12 protein-coding genes are annotated in these 22,138 nt (G+C 65.6%); all 12 read right to left on the bottom strand.

The annotated features are described in order from the left end of the window. Positions 1 to 5 precede the first annotated feature (5 nt). On the bottom strand, positions 6 to 227 hold the full coding sequence (locus AC1C2Q_RS06815) for a hypothetical protein (RefSeq protein WP_439280297.1): 222 nt from the start codon (positions 225 to 227) through the stop codon (positions 6 to 8). 98 nt (positions 228 to 325) lie between these two features. Beyond that, positions 326 to 619, bottom strand: a complete 294-nt coding sequence (locus AC1C2Q_RS06820) for a WXG100 family type VII secretion target (protein ID WP_495430319.1) — start codon at positions 617 to 619, stop codon at positions 326 to 328. A gap of 104 nt (positions 620 to 723) precedes the next feature. Next, positions 724 to 5,238, bottom strand: a complete 4,515-nt coding sequence (locus tag AC1C2Q_RS06825) for a type VII secretion EssC family protein (RefSeq protein WP_495449489.1) — start codon at positions 5,236 to 5,238, stop codon at positions 724 to 726. Between the two features lie 52 nt (positions 5,239 to 5,290). After that, positions 5,291 to 6,655, bottom strand: coding sequence for an RDD family protein (locus AC1C2Q_RS06830; protein ID WP_495449490.1), 1,365 nt, complete (start codon positions 6,653 to 6,655; stop codon positions 5,291 to 5,293). Position 6,656: 1 nt separating this feature from the next. Beyond that, on the bottom strand, positions 6,657 to 8,258 hold the full coding sequence (locus AC1C2Q_RS06835; RefSeq protein WP_495449491.1) for a serine/threonine-protein kinase: 1,602 nt from the start codon (positions 8,256 to 8,258) through the stop codon (positions 6,657 to 6,659). Then, a complete protein-coding gene (locus AC1C2Q_RS06840; RefSeq protein WP_495449492.1) occupies positions 8,255 to 9,397 on the bottom strand; it encodes an FHA domain-containing protein in 1,143 nt (380 codons plus the stop codon). Before AC1C2Q_RS06840 ends, AC1C2Q_RS06835 begins: the two co-directional genes overlap by 4 nt. Then, positions 9,394 to 10,209 (bottom strand): PP2C family protein-serine/threonine phosphatase, encoded by an 816-nt coding sequence (locus AC1C2Q_RS06845; RefSeq protein ID WP_495430324.1) that lies wholly within the window; start codon positions 10,207 to 10,209, stop codon positions 9,394 to 9,396. The genes AC1C2Q_RS06840 and AC1C2Q_RS06845 overlap by 4 nt, the downstream gene beginning before the upstream one ends. After that, positions 10,206 to 11,393, bottom strand: coding sequence for an RDD family protein (locus AC1C2Q_RS06850; RefSeq protein ID WP_495449493.1), 1,188 nt, complete (start codon positions 11,391 to 11,393; stop codon positions 10,206 to 10,208). Before AC1C2Q_RS06850 ends, AC1C2Q_RS06845 begins: the two co-directional genes overlap by 4 nt. Further along, positions 11,390 to 13,777, bottom strand: coding sequence for a transglutaminase TgpA family protein (locus tag AC1C2Q_RS06855; RefSeq protein WP_495449494.1), 2,388 nt, complete (start codon positions 13,775 to 13,777; stop codon positions 11,390 to 11,392). Before AC1C2Q_RS06855 ends, AC1C2Q_RS06850 begins: the two co-directional genes overlap by 4 nt. Then, positions 13,774 to 15,033: a DUF58 domain-containing protein gene (locus tag AC1C2Q_RS06860; protein WP_495449495.1), complete on the bottom strand. Its 1,260-nt coding sequence runs from the start codon at positions 15,031 to 15,033 to the stop codon at positions 13,774 to 13,776. Before AC1C2Q_RS06860 ends, AC1C2Q_RS06855 begins: the two co-directional genes overlap by 4 nt. Beyond that, the gene (locus AC1C2Q_RS06865) at positions 15,033 to 16,004 is read right to left on the bottom strand and encodes an AAA family ATPase (protein ID WP_495449496.1); all 972 of its coding nucleotides are present in this window, start codon (positions 16,002 to 16,004) and stop codon (positions 15,033 to 15,035) included. The genes AC1C2Q_RS06860 and AC1C2Q_RS06865 overlap by 1 nt, the downstream gene beginning before the upstream one ends. A 40-nt stretch (positions 16,005 to 16,044) precedes the next feature. Continuing rightward, complete coding sequence (locus AC1C2Q_RS06870) at positions 16,045 to 22,122, bottom strand: Ig-like domain-containing protein (RefSeq protein WP_495449497.1); 6,078 nt, start codon at positions 22,120 to 22,122, stop codon at positions 16,045 to 16,047. Between the last annotated feature and the right edge of the window lie 16 nt (positions 22,123 to 22,138).

Genomic DNA, 22,138 nt, shown 5'->3' on the forward strand with positions numbered 1-22,138 from the left:
CACCGTCACACGAAGTCGGCGCTGTCGTCGCCTTCAGCCATCTCGCGGAAGCGCTCGCTCTCTTCGCTCTCCAGCCACGCGCGCGCGTGCTCCAACAGCACCGCCGGCGAATCCTGTGCCTCTTCAGCAGTAGCGAAGGGCCCGATCGTGTCCTCGGAAGGGCGCTCATCCGCACGCTGGACCGACTGGGTCGACAGGTTGTACCAGTAGCTCTGCGTTCCGCTCATGTTCCCGATTCTATTCGCCGTTTAATGTGCGTCTCAGGCAAAAACAGAGGTCGTGGCGTCAGTCCCCCCGACGCCACGACCTCCGAAAGTGCAATGACTCAGGCGCCGCCGGCCATGCTCGAGTCGGTGTCGCGGATCTGGTCCGCCATCTGGTCGAGTGCCTGCGCCATATCGTTCACGGCCTCCGCAGCATCGTCGAGCGAGCTCGTGAGCTCCGAGTACGACGTGTTGTACGCCACCGAAGCGTTCTCGGTCTTGAACCCGTCCTGGACGAGGTCCTCAATGACGCCCTGCAGTTCCTTCAGCGTGTCGGTGACGGTGGTACGTCCGTCACGAAGGCGCTGAGCCGCGCTTTCCATCTCGCTGTATGTTGCACCAAAATCTGCTGCCATGAGAGCCGCCTCCAAGTTTCGTCTTCTTCAGGCCGCTCGGCCTCTTACAACGAGGTTAGCCAAGGTTCTCGATCTGGCATACGGGGAGCGGTACCCATGTACCTCTACCCATGAGTCGGCGCATCAGGCACGAACGGGATCTGCATCGTGACAGCTTTACCCGCCTGTACGAAGATGCCACGACCGACGGGAAAGTCCGATCGCTTGACGCGGCCGAACGGAGATTTGAAGATCGATTCCCCGTCGTAGGTGTCTGGCTTGAGCACGATGCCCTGCCTTCCGGTCTTCCACTCCCCCATCACACCGATGCTGCCGCTGGCACGGCTGATCTCGGCCTCGCCGATCAGCAGATGGTCGCTGTTGTTCATCGCCTGCAGCAGTGCCCGCATCGGGCGGTCAGCCGCACCGTCGGCCAGGTGCGGCATGTCCTCGATGACGATCATGATTCGGCCATCGGGCGAATCGCTTACGACCAGTTCTGCGAGCTCTGTGGCGAGGTCCTTCTCGTCCTCGGCGCGCGTCGCGCTGCGCACCCACGGACGGAAGTCCTTGAGCTCCGAGCGACGGCTGCCGAAGTGATACATCCGCACGTTCGGGTTGAAGCGCTCCATGGCAATGATGAGCGCCTTCAACGTGTTCGTCCTGCCGGATGCCGGGGGACCCGAGATCACGAACGAGCCGATCGGCTCGAAGCCGTGAGGTGCGAGTGTGTCGTCGGCGACGCCGAACACCGGCATCCCGCCTACCTGTGCCGGCATCTCGGTCACCGGAACCATAGTCGGAAGTGCGCCGATCTCCGGCAGATCACGCACGCCCTCCTCGCGAAGACGGTCAGCGAGCACAGCGAGCGCCTTGGTCTGTTCGACCACGTTCATCGTGCCGCCCAGTACCGCGATCTGCGCCTCATGCCCGTCGATGACCGACCGACCCGGCGCGGATTGCTCGTCAAGGATGTCCCGCGGCGCGTTCAGCAGCATGTACTGGCTCGGATCTCCCATCCGCAGCACGACGCGACGCGAGATGTTCGCCGCGACCGCGCTCGGCACCGCGTTGCCGCGGTCGGCGGTGATCACCGTGTGCACGCCCAGTGTGCGTCCCTCGCCGAGGATGCGCATGAAGATGCGGTAGAACGGCGCACGGCCCGGCGCGAACTCCCAGTCCTTCTTGAACTCGGGGAAGTTGTCGATCAGCAGCAGGATGCGCGCCATGTTCGGATCGACGAGTTCCCGGTATTCCTGGACGGATGCCGCGCTGGCAGCCGAGAACGACGCGGAACGGCGATCCATCTCCCGATCCAGTGTGCGCAGCAGTCGCTGGATGCGCTCGACGTCTGCGCTGTCCACGACAGAGCCGACATGCGGAAGTACGGCAAGCGCACCCAACGCACCCGAGGCGAAGTCAAGGCAGTAGACCTGCACGCGGCCACGATCCGGCCGCATGCCTGCGGCTGTGCCGATCGTCTTCAGGAGGGTCGATTTACCTGAACCGGAGGTGCCGTAGATCACCAGTGAGCCATCGCGGTCAGGGGCGAACACCGCCGGCTGCTGCAACTGCTTCTCGGGCACATCCACCAGCGCGAGCGGAATGCGAGTGTCACCATCATTTGGCAGGTCGTACAGATCCACGAGTGGCGACAGGTCGTCGAGCCATGGGCGGCGGGGCCGGATGAGTCCCCCGACGTCACTGGCGCGGATCAGCGTCGACACGATGCGCTTCTGGTCGTTCGGCCCGAGATCCTCCTCGTGGGAGTCGGACTCGGCTGGGCGGTCGGATTCCCACTCCGCGCTGGAGCCGAAACGCAGCTCGGCCACGCGCACCTCGGCCACCGCGGCATCGTCGTCGGTGGTCCAGCCACCCGCGTACGCCGACTGGAACGGTACAAGCCGGCCAGGGCCGGTCTTCGCGATCGCACGGCCGGGGATCGCTGCGGAGAAGGTCGACGCGATGCCGTCGTCGACGACGTCGCGGGAGTCTGCCTCGTCCGCCATGCGCAGGGCGATGCGCAGGTTGGTGTTCGCGCGCAGGTTGTCTTTGATGACACCGGCTGGTCGCTGGGTCGCCATGATCAGGTGGATGCCGAGAGACCGACCGCGCTGTGCAATGTCGACCACGCCATCGACGAACTCCGGCATCTCGGATGCGAGAGCGGCGAACTCGTCGATCACGAGAACGAGGGCTGGAGGGCACTCCGGATCCTGACGCTTCTCGAGCTCGAGTAGATCCTTCGCCTTCTTGCGATTGAGCAGATGTTCCCGCTGCTGCAGCTCGGCTCGCAAGCTCGTCAGCGCACGGCGCACGAGGTGCGGGCTCAGGTCAGTCACGAGCCCCACGCAGTGCGGCAGCTCCACGCAGTCGGCGAAGGCGGATCCGCCCTTATAGTCAACGAACAAGAACGTGACGCGATCCGGACTGTGCGCCGCAGCCATACCAAGAACCCATGCCTGCAGGAACTCGGATTTTCCCGCGCCGGTCGTGCCGCCGACGAGTGCGTGCGGGCCCTGCGTGCGCAGATCGAGTGCCATCGCGTCGCTCGCCCCTTGGCCGATGATCGCGCGGAGCGTGCCGGACTTCTTCAGCCGAGGCCGAGGTCTCGGCGAGCGATCAACGATGGTGTTGTTCTGCCGCCAGCGCTCGATCACGACCTGCGGGTCGTCCGCGATCGCCGGGTCGACCAGTTGCAGGAACATCACCGAGCTGGGGATATCGGACGCATCGTGCACCACGGTGCTCGCGTCCACCACCGGCGCAAGACGTCGCGCGAGCATGTGCATGTACGCGTTGGAGACACCTTCCACTCGCACATGCTCGAAGTTCTCACCGGTGCGGACCAGGCCCACCTGGGCATCTTCGAGACCCGTTGTGACGTCGATGTAGCTGCGGCACACGGCCGGGAGAGACTCGACTGTGGGCGAGAGGAACACGGCGTGCACGCCGCGATCCGCGCCGCGCTCCAGCACATCCGTAAGTCGCCCACGGTCGACCGGCGCATCACTGGTCACGAAGACGATCACCGACAGCGGTGGAGTGCTCTTGTGATCGGTAGCCGCACGAGCGACATCCGTCCCGTACAGCTGCGGATTCCAGTCCTCCTTGAACGGCCCGCGCGGCTCACCTCCGCCGCCTTCTCCGCCGGCGCGCAGCACGTACTCCTCGAGCATGCTCAGCAGGGCGGCACCTGTCGGCGCGGAATCCGCGAGTGCCAAATCCCGGAACGGGCTCTTCTCGCTGGATGTGTGCGGCATCCATTTGAGCCAGTCGAGCTCGGGTGTCCATGCGGAGTCGGCGAAGGCTACGGCGACCACATCGTTGGGCGCGTGCAGCCCGAACAACTGGACGGCCATGCCGCGCATCGTGTCTGCCACCGCGGCTTGAGGACCAGCGATTCCGATCGATCCGGCGTCGGCCATCGTGTCAAAAACCGGCACGTCATCTACGAGCTCGTAGCGCTCGCGCAGTCTGTCGATGCGATCGATGAACTCAGGAAGGCCGTCCGGCTCATCGGCATCGGCGATCATGTTGCGTGCCGGGAGCCTGCAGCTGCCCAGCCTCAGGCCGAGGAAGTTCCAGTGCTCTGGCCGCCTCGTCCACAGCATTGCACCCAAGCGCATTGCGTGGTCGAAGACCTCGGCGACAGGCGGCGCCTCCGCGTTGCGGGCGCGTTCTTCTTCCGGCTTGCCACGGAAGAAATCCTCTTCAAGCTGTTCATACTGTCGCTCGAACAGGAGGAACTCGTGATTGGTACTCTTCTTGCTCTGCACCGCCTGATTGATGATGTTGCCGAACGCCATCAGTGGCGTCATCACGATCATCAGGAGCGATCGCGGATTCTCATTAAGGGCGTACAGCGCCATGCCCATCAGGATCGGCGCAACCAGGATCGGCCAGGGGAAGATCTTGCCGATCTTCTCGGTGGGCAGACGCGGGGACTTGAACCGCGTCCCCGGGTAGCGCACCTCGACACGAGGGCTGCGGTTGAAATGCAGGCCGCCGCCTCGTTCGATGATCGGCTCCTCAGCCGCCGAGCCGTCAAAGGATCGCGCAAGGCGCAGGACGAGCGTGGTGCCGCCGATCACGAACGGCTCACCCTCTTCAACCCGCACGCGCTGCACCGCGACGCCGTCCACCAGCACGCCGTTCGCGGAGTTCAGGTCGACGACTTCGATGTGCGTACCGACTTCGAGTCGGGCATGACGCTTGGAGACCATCGGGTCGAGGAGCACAACATCGTTGTCCGCGTCCCGCCCTACGAACACGTGCCCGGCTGCGATGGCGAACTCCTGACCTTCGAGAGTTCCTGCGGTGGCGCGCAGTACGCCGACGATGTCGCCTCTTCCGGTGGACGCGTAGTTCGGGCCGTAATTGACGATGGATGCCGCGAAGCCGGAGCCGATCGGTGCTTCGCCGATTGGGATGTCCGGTTGAAGGGGAATGAGCCGCTCACCGGCAGGGGGCGCGACGGCGAGTGTGAGCACGTCTCCCTCGGCGACGGGTGTCGACCGGGTCGGATCCGCCTCGGCGACGTGACGGGCCACGTCAGCGGTGGTGGCCGTCGAATCCGTCGTGATCACGATATCGACGGGATCGCCCGCCTGACGGTGCAAGGTCAGCTTCAGTCGCATTCGTGTTCCTCAGTCCTGCTCAACTCGCCAGCGATCATGTGCTCGCCCTCGCTCATATCCGAATCACGGCCGCCGTACGGTCGCCGATCCGAATCAGGTCGCCGTCCGTCGTCATGACCTGCGAACCAGCAACGACAACGTACTCGACACCGTCTCGGATCAGTCCCGACCCGTTTGTGGATCCGCAGTCGGCGATCTCAAGTCCACCGTCGACGGGGCGCACCAGCAGATGGGTCTTCGACAACGACCTGCTGTCATCTGCCAGCGCGATCGGTCGTGCCCCAAAGTACTGCGCCGGATCCGGGTTGCGCCCAAGAAGGACGGGTTCGGATATCAGGATGCTCTCACCCGTATCGAGGCGCAGCCCGAAGCGTGCCGCCGGGGCGGACTCAGGCACGGGCACTGGGGCAGGCTCCGGTACGGGCGCTGGGGCGGGCTCCAGCATGGGCGCCGGAGCGGGCTCCGGAGCGGGCTCCGGAGCGGGGGTCGGGTCGGGAAGCGGCGCGTCCAGGCGAACGCCAGACGCCACAGTCTGGGGCTCCGCTCCGGCGGCGGGCGTGCCGTCAGAGATCCGGTATCCGCCGAGCACCGGCTTGCCCGCCTCACCTGGGCCGGCCTCCGCAGGCGGGACCGTCTGGGGGAGACCAATAACCGGACGCTCACGCGCCTCGTAGGGACGCGCAACACCGATCACGCCGGCGCTGACGCGGTTGCCTGGGCGATATTCGGGCTGCGCCGCCGGATCCACCGGGGTGGCAAGGGAAGGTAGCGCCGATCGCTCTGGAGCCGGCTCAGCCTTCACCATCTTGCGTGCGACACGCATCCGCTTTTCGTCGTAGGGTTGCAGCCCCTTGCGTACGTCCACCAGCCAGACGTTCGTTGCCTTGTCGTGCCATCCGCGACCGCGACGCTGTGGGTCGAGCGTCGGAGAGATCAGGAACAACACGAGGCCAAACAGCGGCACCAGGCTCGCGGCTGCGACGATGAGGAAACGAAGTAGCACCGCGCCGAAGCCAGGACGCTCGAGCGTGCGCACATTCACGCTTCGGATGCCGGCGATGGCCTTGCCGATCGTCAGCCCCTTGGTTCCGTGGAGGGCCAGCTGCACGATGCTGAACACGAGGGTGAGAAGTACCGTGACGCCCGCCGTCACGACAGCGAGTACGAAACTCGGATGATTGATGAACCCGTAGGACGAGATCGATCCGGTTGCGAGTTTGAACAGTAATGGCATCGCGCCGAGCCAGAGCGGCAGCTGCAAAAGCAGCCAGAACGCAACATCGCATGTCAGGGCGAGTGCACGGCGCCCGAACGGAGCACGCAGCAGGCCGAGCGCGGCGGCATATGCGGGATCCGGTCGCCCATCGGCGTCGAGTCCCTCAACCGTCTGCTTCTTCTCGTCGATCTCCCAGATCATGTCAGCTCACGCATCCCCGCACCGGTTCGGACGAGCGCCCGTCCGCGCGGATCAGGGAGACGTCGATGCAGACCTCTCCTGGCCCCTCCGCGGTGAGCGTCGCCGTCGGCGTCGTCACGCGCTCGGGGCTGGTCTCTCCGGAAAGGACGATCTGCTCCCAGATGTAGAAGTCGCCCTCTTGCTCGTCTGGATTCGCCCAGGTGAAGGTGACCTGTTCACCGTCACGGGTACCGGTGACATCAGTCGCACTCGGGACGGCAGTCGAGACGACGTCCTGTGGGTCCACGACCTGTTCGGTTTCCTCGGGGTCGGGCTGCGGGGCGTTCAGACTCGTGGCGATGAGGTTCACGCCGATGATGCCGCCGACGATGACCACCACCGCCGCGGCGATCCCGCCGATGATCCAACCCATGCGCCCCCGAGCAGGTGACGCTTTGACCTCGGCAGGGGCGAGTCCCGGCGTCTGCGGCGTCTCCGGCGCATGCGGCGCCACGATCCGTGGCGGACGCAGCAGGGTGCGGTCATCCGCGGAATCCTGCGATGGCTCGGGAACGACGACCGTGGGCGGCCGCATCACAGTGTCGTCGACCTTTGGCGAGACCGGCGCAGAGTCGAGGCTCGGGGCGAACGGCTGCGTCATCGCGGACGGACGGGTCGCTCCAGCATCCGGGGCGATGCTGACGACTTGACGCACCCTGGTGAGTCCGTCGTCATCATCGTCGATCTGCTCGACGGGATGATCATCGACGATGTCGATAGGTGTGACGGAGTGCGACAGCTCGATCTGAATCTTCTGCAGCGCACGTGCGAAGGCGACAGCACTGGGGTACCGGTCGGCGGGATTCTTTGCCATCGCCCGGTCGAGGACGCGCTGCAGACTTGCCGGCGAATCCGCGCGTTCGAGTGGTACCAACGGAGCGCGTTCGATGCGCTCGATCAGGTCAGCGCTGGCGTTGCGCTCACCCGGACGTTCGAACGGCGAACGCCCTGCGAGCAGGGTGAACAGGGTGGCACCGAGGGCCCAGACATCCGACCACACGCCGCTCCGCGGCGGGTCGCCGAACGACTCAGGCGGCGACCACGGAATCGACATCCCCATCGCTTCTGGGAGAGTGGCGGTCGTCGAGGCGATGCCGAAGTCGGTGAGCGCAGGGCGGTTGTACTCGGTGACGAGGATGTTTGCCGGCTTGATATCGCGGTGCAAGACACCGGCACGGTGCGCGGTCTCCACGGCTCCGGCAACCTGGATGCCGACGCGCAGAGCCTCAGCGACCGAGAACGGCTCCTTACGTGCACGCAACTGCAGGTTCGGTCGAGGGCAGTACTCCATCACGAGGTACGGTCGGCCGTCTCCGGCAACCGCGGCCTGATAGATGGTCACGATCGCCGGGTGCGTCGACAACATCGCCATGACGTTCGCCTCGTCGGCGAACTCCTGCGCGGATCCGCTCGAGATGCGATCGGCCAACAACACCTTGACGGCGACACGCCTCTTCGGCATCTGCTGCTCATACAGGAACACGTCGGCAAAGCCACCAGTGCCCAGCGGCTCCACGTATGTGAAGCCAGGAAGCTCGGGAGGCGAAGAGGGGGGTCTGCTCACAGAAGACCCTCGAACGTGACGACGACACCATCACCGAGGTCGACGGCGTCGCCGCTCAGCACCAAGACCTGCTCACCGGGGTGCAGGCGCATGGGATCGACACCCGGCCGCAGCAGCGTAGAGCCGTTCGTGGTGTGCAGGTCGATCACCACCACCGTGTCACCCTCTGGGCGCACCTCAAGGTGATTGCGGGAGATGTCCTGCTGGGGGCTGTCCACCGCGATGAGGTGAGGCAGGTTGGCGCCGCTGGCCCTGGTCGATCGCGGCCGCCGGCCGATGATCACCGGGCGGTCAAGAGTTGCGCTCTGCCCTGTGGAGAGCCGGATGCGGCCGACGGACGCCACGGGGATCACGACGGTCGGTGCTTCCGATGATGACGCTGCGGCCGGCTCACGGAGCGCGCGGGCCTCGGCGAGCGAGATGGTTTCACCGTCATGGTCGCCGGTGGTGCCCTTGGGCACGGGACTTCCCGCCGGGATGATGTGGACAGTGTCGCCCCACAACAGATCGAAGTCATCTACCTCTGCGGTGGAATCGACCTGCTCCGGCATTAGCGTGTCTGCAGTGTCTGGGCCCTCGTCCGAGGCAGCAGAAGGTGTCTCCTGTCGTAGCGGCAGGGCCACGGGAACGGGAGGAGCCACCGGCAATTCCAGCTCCACCGTTGCCGGCGCCGCTTCTTGTTCCGGCTCTTGTTCCCGCTCCGACGCCACCAGCTCCACAGTCACTGCAGCAGCGAGCACCACACCGCCGACGATCGGGAAGGAGACATCAGCGTCGTCTGCGATTGCGATGTGTATCCGGCTGGCCGAGCGGATCAGACGTTCACTCCAGGTGGTGATTTCTCGTCCGCTGACGCGCATCTCACCCTCGGGTGAGTCGACCGTGACATCGGGCACACCGCGTACGGCGACGCGAACGTCTGCGCCATCCGTGGCGATCGCCACGAAATCCGGGATCCCTGCGAGTGATCCTCCGGAGCCGAGGGTGAGCAGATCCACCAGCGCGCCGAGTTCATGCGCGTCGCGCATACCGTCCCAGATCTCGGCGACGAACGCCGCGTCTGCTCGCGGAGGCAAAACGATGACGGTGTCTGCCCTGATGAGCGCGTTCCACTGTCCAGGGCGATAGGTGACGTTCATGGGCGCACTCCTCCTGCGGCTTCGCGCGGACGAGTATCCGCGATATCGGGAACATCTGTCTCCACAGGCCGCCCCGGACGGGACGCGACGGAGACGGCGTCGACGATCACGGCCGTCACGTTGTCGCGACCGCCGGCTCTCACAGCTTCGGCCACAAGGACGTTGGCCGCGTTCTGCGGGTCGGCCTCGAGGGAAAGGACGTCGCGGATGTAGTTGTCGGGCAGTTCAGAGCAGAGCCCGTCCGAGCAGACCAAGATTCGGTCGCCGAGGTCTGCGGGGAACATCCAGTAGTCGGCCTCGCCGGTGCTGCCGCCGCCAATCGCCCTGGTGATGATGTTGCGGCGATGATCGGTGGCGGCTTCAGCCGAAGTCAGCTCGCCAGACTCCAACAGCTCCTGAACAACTGAATGATCCACACTGATCTGTTCCAGCTCGCCGTCCGACAGTCGATATGTGCGGGAGTCGCCGATGTTCAGGACGAGCCAATAGCCGGTGCCGTCGACGGAGGCCAGCACGACTCCACTCAAAGTGGTGCCTGCGCGTCCGGTGCTGGCGGTGGAGATGTCGTCGACGGCGAGACGTGCACTGCTCACGGCAGCGCGCACATCATCGAGGACGAGTGACTCACGGCCGGAATACCGCTCGAACTCGGCGAGCGCCGCGGCGCTCGCGCGCTCCCCCGCCTCATGTCCGCCCATACCGTCCGCGACGAGGAAGACGGGAGCGCTCGCCAACAGCGAGTCCTCATTCAGAGTGCGGCGACTGCCCACATGCGTGGCCGAGCCGGACGTCACGATCAGCGATGCACTCATACGTAGCCGCCGATCGTGACGATGCGATCGCCGATCTCGATGGCATCGCCGAGACGGACGCTCACCTGCTCGCCCGGGGCGCATGCGATCCGCTCCCCGTCTCGCACGATCGTCAGTCCGTTGGTGGAGTGACGATCCATCACCCATCCGCCGCTGACGTCCGCACCGGCTTCGAAATGAGTCTTCGACAGCGACAGCGTCTCGTCGCGCACTGACACCACGGTTGCACCTTGCTCTGGAAGGGGATTGCGCCCGAAGAGGGTACGCCCGGACACCGAGACTCGGGTGCCGTCATCCCAGGTGAACACCAGCCGGTGGCCGGGGACGCTGATCCGGGTGTCCTCGATGTCCTCCGGTTCAACGCCGTCTGAGTCGGCAACCGCGGCGAGATCGGGCACGATAGTGAGCTCGCGATCGAGATCGGGCTGTGAAACCGTCACATCGGCGGTCCGCGCAGGCCGCTGCGGCGGGGTGTCCTGCGTCACACCGGGCACGAACGCAATCAGCGCTTCCTCGGCAACCGGTGCAGGCGGCGCGACCGGTGCGACAGGTGCAACAGGTGCGGAGCTCGGCGTCACAGGAACGGCCGGCATCTGCGGAACCATCGGCATCTGCGGAACAGTCGGCCGCGGGGCCGTCGCGAGTGTGGGCGATCCGGGCTGTGCCTGCGGCAGCGGCGGGCGCGGCGGCACCTGCATCGCCTGGGTTGGAGGAGCCGCAGTGGCCGCGGTCGGCACCGTGTGCGAGTCCAGCATCAGCGATTTCGCGACCTTGTCGTGCCAGCCCTGGAATCGCCCCGAGCCGTCGAACAACGGCGTGAAGTAACCAACGATGATGGATGCTGCGAGGCCGAAGATGATGTTCCGCACCAGGGTCATGCCGAATCCGAGCGGCGCGCCGTCGACCTCGCGCACGAGGCGGATGCTCTGCGCGCGCATGCCGATCGACCCACGGCCGCTCTGCATAAGCGTGTAGACGATGAACCATCCGAGCATTACCACCGAGATCAGCGGGCCGCCGATGGCGAGCACGCCGAGGATCCCATCAAGGCCTGCCGAGATGGCAACCACCGTGAGAATTATGCTGAGCACGATCCCGAGCCCGGCCGCGATCGCGGCGTCGATGATGTATGCCACGGCGCGCCGCGACGTCGGGGCGACCGTGCCGAACGCCAGTTGTGTCATGGTGTCTCACTCTCGGATACATCGGAAGTGCTGTTCTTGATCGTGCCAGGTTCTCGTCGAACGCGCGCGGTCGCGGCATCCTTCAGGCCCTGGATACCTGCCGAGAGGTTCGAGCCTCCCAACAGTGAGCGGAGGTTCAGACGTGCCTTGATCCGCTTCCAGAACCCGACCTCGCTGCCGAGGCCGACGACGATCTCGTCGACCTCCTTCCAGAAGGCCTCGACCTCTTCTGGGCTCGGGTCGCTTGGGCCGAAGACCTCGGCGTCGGCACGATCGGCGAGCGACGTCGCGGCAGAAACCGCCAGCTTCTCGGCGACATGAGCGGCCTCCTCACTGCGGGTGGCGCCGGCGGTGAAGCGCGCCCCATAGTCGACCGCCCGGTCGGTGAGCTCGTCCCAGCCGCCGGAGATGCGATCCGCGGTGCGCTCTGCAGCCCGGCGCGACCGGCGACGCGACGCCTTCCACGCGCCGATGATGATGAACGGTGAGGCGAGCAGGGCGATCACGCCGAGCGAGATGCCACCGATCGCGAGGATCACGGCGATGATGCCGCCGATGTCCGACTTCTCATCCTCGGACTCGCGATCGTCCGGAAGGGTCGGCGGAAGGTCGACCGGCTCCTGCGGCGGAGGCGGCGGCTGCAGCACCTGCGGCTTCGGATCGGCACGGGGCTTGGTGTTCTGATCGTTCGGAACCTGGTCTTCCGGAGGCGTCGGATCGAACGACACCCATCCGAAGCCGTCGAAGTTGACCTCGACCCAGGCATGCACGTTCTCGCCGGTCGCGGTGAACACGGCGTCCTTCTGCTGTTCTTCGTCGGGATAGAAGCCCATCACGACGCGTGCCGGAATACCGAGCTCGCTGGCGAGCAAGGTCATCGTGACCGCGTACTGCTCGTCGTCTCCGACCATCTGCGCGCCGCCGATGAGAGTAGAGATGCGCTCGGAGGTGTGCCCGGCGCGTGAGATCACCTCACCCTCCAGTCCGTGGCTGAAGAAGCCCTCTTCCGAGAGGAATGTCTCCAGCGCCCGCACCTTCTCGATCGGCGTCTCCGCATCCGCAACGGTCTCCGCAGCCAGCGCGGTGAGGTCTTCGGGGACGTTCTCGTTCTTGGGCGCGCGCACGGTGCCGAACTCGGCATCCGCGAGCTGCTCCTCGGCATACTGCGCGGGGATCGTCGTCTGCACGGAGTAGGCATCGCCCTCCGCGATCCCGCTCGTCGTGACCGCGGTGCCGGTGCCTGTGCTGTAGTAGGTGTTCCGTCGCAGCTCGTCTGCATCGTCGCCGTCGAAGGTGAACTCCGACACGGCGCCGGCATTGGGTACCCAGACCCCGTCGTAGTCGCCGATCTCGAACTCCAGCGTCACCGGCACGCCTTCGGCGCTAGGTGACATGTTGGAGCGGATGGGCGAGAATGCGCTGGAAGAGCCGGGGCCTCCGTCTACGACATTGATGACCTGACCGTCGAACTCGTCCATGGATGCCAGCCGGATGCGCGCACCGGGCGGAAGACCGCTCACTGTAAACAGCGTCTTCTCGGCGGCGTCACGCACATCGCCGCGGAAGGACTGCAGCGCGCTGGGGTAGTCACGCACATCGAACGGAGGGATGACGACGTCGCGGAGCACGTGGCGCGTCTCGGACGGAGTGGTGAACGCGCTGGTGGCGACGCCTGCACCACCGGCGAGCGCCAGCACCGCAGCCCCGGAGAGCAGCCGACGCGTGCGCATGTGACGGGCACGCGCCACATCGACCTGGCCGGCCGATACGGCCGCGTTCTGCGGAGAGGCGATCTCGCGCAGGGCGAGCCAGGCCACACTCACGATGGCGAAAACAGTGCCCTGGATGGCGGGAACGGCGGGCTCCGGAGTGCCGAAGGCGATAACCAGCGCGAGCAGTGCGCCGGCGGGCATCAACGCCCAGGCAGGTCGGGTAAGACGCAGAGCGAGAGATGCGGTGAGTACTGCGGCGACCAGCATCAGCAGGAACGGCACGATCAGGTGCCCGTCAGGCGCGGCCACCGGTGCAACTGTGGTGAGCATCCGCTTCCACGCCGTGATCACCCCGACCGCCAACTGCTGCAGCGTGTCGAGCGTCGGGATGACGCCAGCGATCGCCGTGTGCGGGAGCGCGAGCGCGCCTCCGAAGACGAAGTAGACGAGCACGGTGAGCCCGGCGACGAGGAGGACACCCCACTTGCGCCAGGTCGAGACGGCGGCGATACCGATGCCAAGCGCCATCCCTCCGAGCGCGGCGACGAGGTAGCTCGGACCCGCGAAGCTCGGCCAGAACCCCACAACGGAGACGCCGAGCAGCACTGCCACCGCCGCGAGATCGATCATCCATCGGCGAACGAAGACCGGCGGGGCAGCGGACGCGCTCATGCGAGAACTTTCTGGAGTGCGAGGGGGATCTGGTCGAGCGCGCCGAGGCTGACGACATCCGCATCGGCGATCCGACGCAGTGTAGGCCGTTCGACCGTCGTGTCGGCCACGACGGCCATCACGCGTGCGCCGAACGGCAGACGTGAGCAGGCGAGGCGGAGCTCTTCGTTCGAGACTTTCGAGCCACAGACGAGCACCACGACACTCGCGAGCGGCATCGTGGCGGCGATTAGGCCGCTGAGCTCCGAGATGCCGCCGTCACGCGGTTTACTGCTCTCCACGGCCGCGAGCGAGTCGAGTAATTGCTTGCCGCTGCCCGCCCGCAGTTCGCTCCCCTGCACGCGCGCATCAACGCGCTGCGAGTCGCGCAGGGCGCGCAGGCCGACTGAACCGGCCACCGAGACACCGAGCTCGAACTCGGCGTCGGTCGCGTAATCGCCGCTCGAGCGCGAGAGGCCGATGACGAAGTGGGATCGGCGGGTCTCCTCGTACTGTCGCACCATCATCACACCTGTGCGAGCAGTCGAGCGCCAGTGCACGTGACGAAGGTCGTCTCCAGGCTGGTACTCGTTGAGCGCGTGGAACGAGACGTCGTCCCGAGAGAGATCTGCGGCGGGAAGTCCTTCGAGATCTCGGAGGAACCCCAGAGACTGGCCGCCGAACATCACCGTCTTCGGGTGCACATAGAGGTCGACGGGATCATCGCGCCGATGTGCGCGCTCGAACAGCCCCAGCGGGTCGCCGCGCACTACGCTGACTGGGCCGACCTTGACGACGCCGCGCCTCTGGGTCGGGATCGCGAACAGCTCCTCCGACTTCTCCCCCGGCGCGAGCCGGTGGATGCCGAACTCACCGCGTCCGGCCCCGACTGGAAGTACCACCCGCGATGGCAGGATCGCACGACTGCTCGGATTGGCTAGCGTCAGCGCACCGACGGCTCGCTCACCGACAACCACACGGGTGCGCGCTAGATCGAGCGCGACGTCATACTCGGTGCGCCCGATCAAGAAAAGTGCGCACAGGATCAGCGTGATCGTGATGACGACGGCGGCGATCGTGGGCTCGATCCAGCCGAGGCGCTGGCCAAGCAACCAGAAGACGATCACCAGCGCCATGAGCACCCAGGCGAGCGGTCTGATCACTCTCACTATCTTCCGCAGACGCGCGCCGATTCGCGCCCCGATGACCGCCGCGATGTCGCGCCAACCGGCGTCGCGTTCGATCTCCGGTGCGTCTGGCGGCGTACCTGCGGTCATCAGGCCGCCGATCGCGCCTGCGGTGCCGCCACACGGTCGAGCACACGGTCGATGACGACATCCGGCGTCGTACCAGCGAACTCGGCTTCGGCGTCGAGCAGAAGACGATGCTGCCACGCTGGACGGACCAGCGTCTTGATATCGTCCGGCAGCACATAGTGCCTGCCGTGGGCCGCTGCCCAGACCTTGGCCAGACGGACTAGCGCGATCGCGCCCCGCACGGACACTCCCAGGCGTACGCCGGTGTCCTCACGAGTCGCTTCGGCAAGCTCTGCCACGTAGCGCAGTACCGCCGCGTCGACATGGGCACTCGCGCCGAGGTCTGCCATATCGGCGACCGCACTGGTGGTGATGATCGCCGAGAGCCTCGCGGAGGGGTTGCGATCGGACGCGCCCGCAAGGATGTTCTCGGTCACCGCAAGGTCTGGATAGCCGATCGAGGTCTTGATGAGGAAGCGATCGAGCTGCGCCTCGGGGAGCTTGTAGGTTCCGGCCTGTTCGACGGGGTTCTGCGTCGCGATAACGAGGAACGGGCGGCCAGCCTCGTGCGTGACGCCGTCAACCGTGACGCGTGACTCTTCCATAACCTCGAGCAGCGCGGACTGGGTCTTCGGAGAGGCGCGGTTGATCTCATCCGCCAGCACGATCGATGCGAAGATCGGGCCCTTGTGGAACTCGAACTTGTGCTCCTGCTGGTCGTAGATGGTCACGCCGGTCACGTCAGATGGCAACAGGTCAGGTGTGAACTGGATGCGTGAGCTACTGCCCTGCACCGTCGCGGCGAGCGCCTTCGCGAGGCTGGTCTTGCCGGTGCCTGGAGCATCTTCGAGGAGCACGTGCCCCTCAGCGAGCATCGACGCCAGCACGAGGCTGACGATCTCACGCTTGCCCTGCAGTGCCTTGTCGACGTTGTCGACGAGGCGGTTGAAGGTGCCCTGGAACCAAGCGGCCTGCTCGGAGGTCATTGTCATGCGTGTGATTCCTTGTTTCTCTCAGAGAGTGCGCTCACGGCTACCATGCGCGTTTCTCATAGGCTTTGCCGTCAATTTCCACCCACACGTTGTCGCCCGGGTACCCGTAGTAGCAGGAAAGCTGCTTCGTATTGTTGGAGGGGACGTCCACGGGGTTGTTGCCGCCGACCGTTCCTTTGTCTGACACGCATTGCACGTTGTGTTGACCGCCCGGGAAATCCTTGGTGTTCAGCAGGAAGTACGCACAGGACGCCGAGTCGCAGTTTGGCATCCCCTGAGCGGAGTCACCGCGGGTTACCCAGGCGCGCGGGGACGGCGGTGGTGGCGGTGGCGGTGGCGCCTCCGCCGTGGTGCGCGAAATCGAGGTGGTCTTGGTCTGTCCTACGGCGTCTGTGACTCGCACATGCATCTTCACCGGCTGGCTGTACCCGTAGTTGCCGGTGGTGCTCCCATTGAGAGCGACTTTTGCCCACGCACCCCCGTCGAAGCGAACTTCCATCACGATGTCCCGGCCGTTGCGGGCAGGGGCTGTCCAGGACCAGTTGATCGTGGTGCCGGTGACGGCACCGTCTGCACCGGGCTGGCCCACCTCTCCGTAGGGTTGCACGGCAACGGACGACGCGGACGACGCTCCGGCGTACACAGTTCCGTCCACGGTCGCGACTGCTCGAACGCGGATCCCGTAGCTGCCGTTGTTGCCTACCTGGCCGTTGCCGATCGTCGTGCCGTCCCAGTCCGAACGCCAGCCGCCGTTGTTCACGCTGTATTGGTACGTGACCTCATTGGCCCTGGCACCGTTTCTGTCCCCGGGCGTGTAAGTGACCGGGCTGATCACGTTGTCACCCGGGCTGCCGGTAACATTCGTCGGCGCCGAGGGTGCGATGACACCTCTCCGTTCCGCTGACGGTGGGCTCCAATCGCCCCAGCCCGCCTTGTTGATCGCGTGCACGATGTAGGTGTATCCGGTCTCCGACGTGTTGACAGTCACTGCCTGGCTGGTCTGACCGGCCGGCACGTTCAACGTCTGCACGACCGTGGATCCGTTGCGCACCTGCAGCTGGTAACCGGAGATCGCGTCACCGTTATTCGACGGTGCGACCCACGACACGCGCATCTGCGCTTGCGAGCCCACCGGGTCCAACGCCGACGTCGTCGGCGCGACCGGTGCGGCAGGGGGACCAGCCGGAATCTCCGATGTCGACCAGCCGCTCCAACTCGACGGCTCGGGCGCCTTGTTGTGCGCCTGCACCTGCACCTGGTAATCCGTGCCGTTCTCCAGCCCGTCCCAGACGAGCGTGTTCCCGGTGACCTTCTTCTCTGTGATGCCGGACGGCGGGGCCGGTGAGATCCGCAGGGTGAAGGATTCGACTGGGGACCCGGGTGTCGTCGGCGTCGTCCACGCCACAGCCAACGACTTGTCACCGAAGTTAAGCGTCGGCGGGGCCGGGGTGTCCGGGCGGGCATCCGGACGCGCGACCTCGGAGACAGCCGAAGGTTCCGAATCGCCCACCCGGTTCGTCGCGGTCACCTGGAAGGTGTACTCGACATTGTTCGTCAGCCCATCCAACGTGCAGGTGGTCGTGTCACACACCTTCGAATACGGGCGGCCACCCACGCTGGTCACGGTGTACTTCGTGATCTCAGCACCATTGTTCGTCGGCGCCGCAAATGACACGGCGACCTTACGATCCTGCACACTCGTCACCGTCGGGCGTCCTGGCGCATCCGGAACGCCCTGCACAGTCAGGACGATCTTCCCTTCGACCTCGCGGTCGGCATCCTCAGTCGCATCCTGGATCCGATAACGCACCACCATGGTGCCCACGAAGTCGTCCGACGGCGTCACGGTCACCTGGTCGCCGTCCACCTTCACCGAACCTTGGCCAGTCTCCCGCTGCGCGGACAGGACCTTCAACGGCGTTTCCGGGAAGGGGTTCGAGTCGTTCGCCAGTACCGGGACGGTAACAGGTTCGCCCTGATCGGCTTTCGCGATCGTGTCGGTGTTCGCGGCGGCGAGCGGCCTGGTCGACGCGGTCACGTGCACGAGAATCGTGCCCTCGATCGGATCGGTCTCTCCATCGGAGACGCGCACGGTCAGGGTCGCCGTCGTCCCCTTCTTTGCATTCGACGCCGCCTCGACGCTGAGCGTGCCGCCCTCGATACCGGCAGTGAGTCCGTCGCCGGGGCTGCCCACGAGTGCGAATTCGTGCTCGTCAGCGGCATCCGGATCGGTCGTCAGAGCGGCCAGATCGAGCGTCGATACGGCCTCCCCTGGCGAGACCTCGAGTTCCCCGCGAATGAAGGTCGGTTGCTGATTCTCAGGCGGCAGCACCCTGATCGGGATGGTCAGCGTCGCCTTGCGTCCGTCCGGATCGTCGGGGCCGGTGCCGTCGGTCACCTCGAGCGTGATGCCGTCTTCGCCGAAGTATCCCTCCGCGGACGTGTAGACCAGTGTGCTCGGGTCGCGGATGAGATTCGCGCCGTTCGCGTGGGCGGCGCTCACCTTGGCGTGCTCGGTGATGATGACACCGTGGCCGTCGGCAGCGGTCACGTAGTCGGCGAGCGGGAGCACCTTCGTCTCACCGCTGACGACCTCGACGGCGGCGGCGAGGATGGGCACTGGGCGCAGATCCGCAACGGCAGGAACAAAAATGAACGCCGAAGTGGTCAGCCCGTCAACGTCGGTGAGCCCATAGCGGATCAGCTGCATCTGGTCGCCGATGGTCACCTGAACGCTACCGTCTGGCATCTGCGTCGCGCCCTCGCCGAGATCGACGTCGAGCGCCTCGGTCGTGCCGTCCGGATCCTCATCATTTGAGAGGATGTCGACCGTGGTGGTCAGCTCGCCGACCTCCAGGTCCTCCATCCGCACCCAGTCATCACGGGCGATCGGGGCGAGCAGCGGAACCTCTTCGTCCACGGTGATCTGCAGCACAGCATCCGCGGTGGCGCCGGCCTCGTCGACAATCGTGTACTGGATCGACGTCTCGATCGCATGATCCGGTGCCTGCACCAATACCCGATCACCAGAGACGCGGGCGGTCAGCCCTTCCTGATCCGGCACGACCAGTGCATCTTCGACCAGGGCGACGGTTCCACCCTCCGGGTCGGAATCATTGACCGTGACGGGAACCGCGACCTCGCGGCCAGGGCGGACGACGATGGAATCCTTCACCGCGTACGGCGCCTGGTTAACGTTCTCTGCAGGTGCAATGCCGACCCTGATCGTCGCGAGTCCCTCTTTTCCGAGGCGGTCCCGCACACGGTAGGTGAACGTGTCGACACCACTCGAATCGGCGTACGCCTCGTAGGTGAAATAGTTCTGAGCGACGGTGACGCGCCCCTTCGCGGGGTTGGATGCCAGACCCACCAGCTCGATGGAGTCCCCATCGGCGTCGATCCCATCCAGCGGCACCGCGATGTTCGTCGTCTTGCCGCTGAGCACACGCGCCGTGATATCGCGTGGACGAGGAGCAGCATTGTTCTCCTCATCGACCGCCAGAATCTGGATCGTGATGTACCCGCCGACTGACTGGCGCGAGTCTGAAACCTCGTACGTCGCGTAGACGGTCTTCGCCTCATCCCCTGCCTTGAAGCGCACCTCGTCCTGCGAGACGAAAATCTCACCGTCCGCCGGATCGACGAACGGTTTTGCCAGCTCCGGCTCGACGTGCAGTGCCTCACCATTCGGATGCGTGTCGTTGTCCAGCACCGGGATCGTCACGACGTCTCCCACACGCACCACGGCCGTGTCCGGGTTCGCGACCGGAGGCTGCAGGTCGTCGGGCGCCGGGATAGGGATGACGATAACCTCGCCTTCGGCGATCTTCGATCCGTTCGAGATCCGGTAGGTGATGCGCACCTGCTCATCGAGAGCGCCCTGATCGCCGATGCGCAGCGTCTCGTGGTTCAAGACCGACACGGAGATGCCGCTGCCCGGTTCTGCGTCCACCGACTGGACCACCAGGATGCCGCCCGAGGGATCGGTGTCATTGTTCAGCACGCCGAGCAGCACCTCACCGCCGGTCGGCAGCAATGCGACGTCGCGCACGGCGATCGGAGGCAGATCCTGCTCGGTGGCATCGGCGACGTCGATACGGACGAGGCCAGGGACACCGTTTGGTCCGGCAGCAACCTCGTACTGCACGTAGTAGACGCCGGCCGTCGGAGCGCTGAAGGTGAATGTCTTGTTCGGGTAGTCGGGAACGATCGTCGCCCCCGGCGTCTCGTCGCCGTTGACCCGGGTGAGGCGCAGCGGCTCACGCCCTGAGCTGGTGTCGTTGGTGAGCGGTGCGACGGTGACCTGCTCGCCCACGCGCGTCATGACGTGGTCGGCGTTGGTCTTGGGATCCGTAGAGCCAGAAGGGCGGACGTCGAGGATCATCATCGCTGTCGTGATCTCGCCCTGTGCATCCGCGACGGAAACCGCAACTTCCTTTTGACCCTCCCGGCTGGCCGTCGCCCGGTACGTGATCTGGCCATCGGTGGTGAAGTCGACTTCGTCGCCAGGAGCCGGAACGACATCCCTGAGGTAGATGTCATCACCCTCTGGATCGATCCAGTCCGGCAGTACGTTGTACGAGACGGTGCCACCGGTCTCGATGGCGAGCCTGGTCGTGCGCTTCGACTTTGGCGCGGTGTTGGTGTCCCAGTCCTTGACACGCAGCGTGACGGTGGCGGTGTCCGTTCCGTCCCGGCCGTCATCTGCCTCGTACTGGAACGTCGCCGAGCCTGAGGCATCCTCATCGACCGCGATCTGGAGGGAGCCGCCGTCATAGATCGGCTGTACCGTGCCTGCCGAAGGCCCGTCACCCTTGACTGTCGCGACCAGCACATCGCCGTCGGCATCGTTGTCGTTGTCGAGAACGGGGAGGTTGGTGGTCTGGCCCGGGCGCACACCGAACTCGTCATCCTCGGCGACCGGTGGAGTGTTGATCGCACCGCGCTCGGGGAGCGTGGTCTCCGGAGTCTCCTCCGTGGTCTCCTCCTCGTCTTCGGTCTCGCCATCCGGAGGAGTCAAATCGCTCCAGTTGTCGACCTGCTGCAGGCTCTCGTCCGCGAGCCAGGCCGCACCGCTCACCGTGTCGTTCAGGATGATGACGTTGCGGTTCACGCGGAACTGGAGCGCCGCCGAGGCCTCGACATCGGGGACCGCGGCCGCGACGTCGTTCGAATCTCCAGGGCATTCGCGCACGAAGGTGCCGGCGCCGGACCATGCGCCGTACGAGCAGCCGAGCAGCGACACCGGAACCGCCGGCTTCCCCTGTCCCATCGCACTGGTCTGTTGGATTTCGCTGCCGTCCAGCGGAATCTGGATGAGCTGTGAGGCTGTGGCGACCGTGACGGAGTCCGTCGCCGCGGAGGCATGCTGCAGCACCGCACTGTCCGCCTCCGAGATCTCCGTGCGGAGCCCGGTGGTCGTCACGACGGCACCTTCGGAGGGGAGGAGCACCACCGGGGTCTGCCCGACCGCCGCAATGGTCGGTGCAATCGTCGTGTCGATGTCGCCCAGCGGCGCTGTCGTCTCCTCGAGAGGGGCACCCTCGTTGTCGACCGGGATGGTAAGCACTTCTGCGTTCTCACCTGAGACCGCGTAGACCGTCCCGTCCTGGCCGACGGTGACGTCGGAGTTCTTGCCGAGTTCGGTCAGCGGCTCCGCACCCTGGAACTCGAAGCCCGCGATGCCCTGGACTGGGATCACCCATAACTTGCCCGTCGCGGAGTCGAGGATCGCGGCCGTCTGCGCGCCGAGCGCGACCTTCGCGGATCCGGGGATCGGTGCGGTGTCGGTCAACGACACGCGTGCCGGGTCGATCGCTGTCACGGATGACTCACCGGAATCGACGACCAGGATCGTGGAGGAGTCCTGCAGGATGTCGAAGGATTCACCAGTGGTGCGCAACCCGCCGTCGAGCAGCGTCGACTCATTATTGAAATGACCAACCATCATCCCTGAGGACTTGGTGATCCACACACCGCCGTCGTTCAGATCGACTTTGGTGGTCGGGTTTCCTTCGTAGGCGAAGGCGAACCCGGTGATGGCGATCGTGGCAGCGGTCAGCGCAGCGACGGATGCAATGGTCTTCGGCTTCGCACGCACCCACGACAGCGCCTTCATACCCTGCTCCCCCTGA

Source organism: Microbacterium sp. Y356 (genome assembly GCF_059445355.1).

What these genes read in the sequence shown, in the direction of transcription:
- AC1C2Q_RS06855 (WP_495449494.1), bottom strand. Translation starts at nt 13,777, where the DNA reads ATGAGCGCGTCCGCTGCCCCGCCGGTCTTCGTTCGCCGATGGATGATC.
- AC1C2Q_RS06865 (WP_495449496.1), bottom strand. Translation starts at nt 16,004, where the DNA reads ATGACAATGACCTCCGAGCAGGCCGCTTGGTTCCAGGGCACCTTCAAC.
- AC1C2Q_RS06820 (WP_495430319.1), bottom strand. Translation starts at nt 619, where the DNA reads ATGGCAGCAGATTTTGGTGCAACATACAGCGAGATGGAAAGCGCGGCT.
- AC1C2Q_RS06830 (WP_495449490.1), bottom strand. Translation starts at nt 6,655, where the DNA reads ATGATCTGGGAGATCGACGAGAAGAAGCAGACGGTTGAGGGACTCGAC.
- AC1C2Q_RS06870 (WP_495449497.1), bottom strand. Translation starts at nt 22,122, where the DNA reads ATGAAGGCGCTGTCGTGGGTGCGTGCGAAGCCGAAGACCATTGCATCC.
- AC1C2Q_RS06840 (WP_495449492.1), bottom strand. Translation starts at nt 9,397, where the DNA reads ATGAACGTCACCTATCGCCCTGGACAGTGGAACGCGCTCATCAGGGCA.
- AC1C2Q_RS06860 (WP_495449495.1), bottom strand. Translation starts at nt 15,033, where the DNA reads ATGACCGCAGGTACGCCGCCAGACGCACCGGAGATCGAACGCGACGCC.
- AC1C2Q_RS06845 (WP_495430324.1), bottom strand. Translation starts at nt 10,209, where the DNA reads ATGAGTGCATCGCTGATCGTGACGTCCGGCTCGGCCACGCATGTGGGC.
- AC1C2Q_RS06825 (WP_495449489.1), bottom strand. Translation starts at nt 5,238, where the DNA reads ATGCGACTGAAGCTGACCTTGCACCGTCAGGCGGGCGATCCCGTCGAT.
- AC1C2Q_RS06850 (WP_495449493.1), bottom strand. Translation starts at nt 11,393, where the DNA reads ATGACACAACTGGCGTTCGGCACGGTCGCCCCGACGTCGCGGCGCGCC.
- AC1C2Q_RS06815 (WP_439280297.1), bottom strand. Translation starts at nt 227, where the DNA reads ATGAGCGGAACGCAGAGCTACTGGTACAACCTGTCGACCCAGTCGGTC.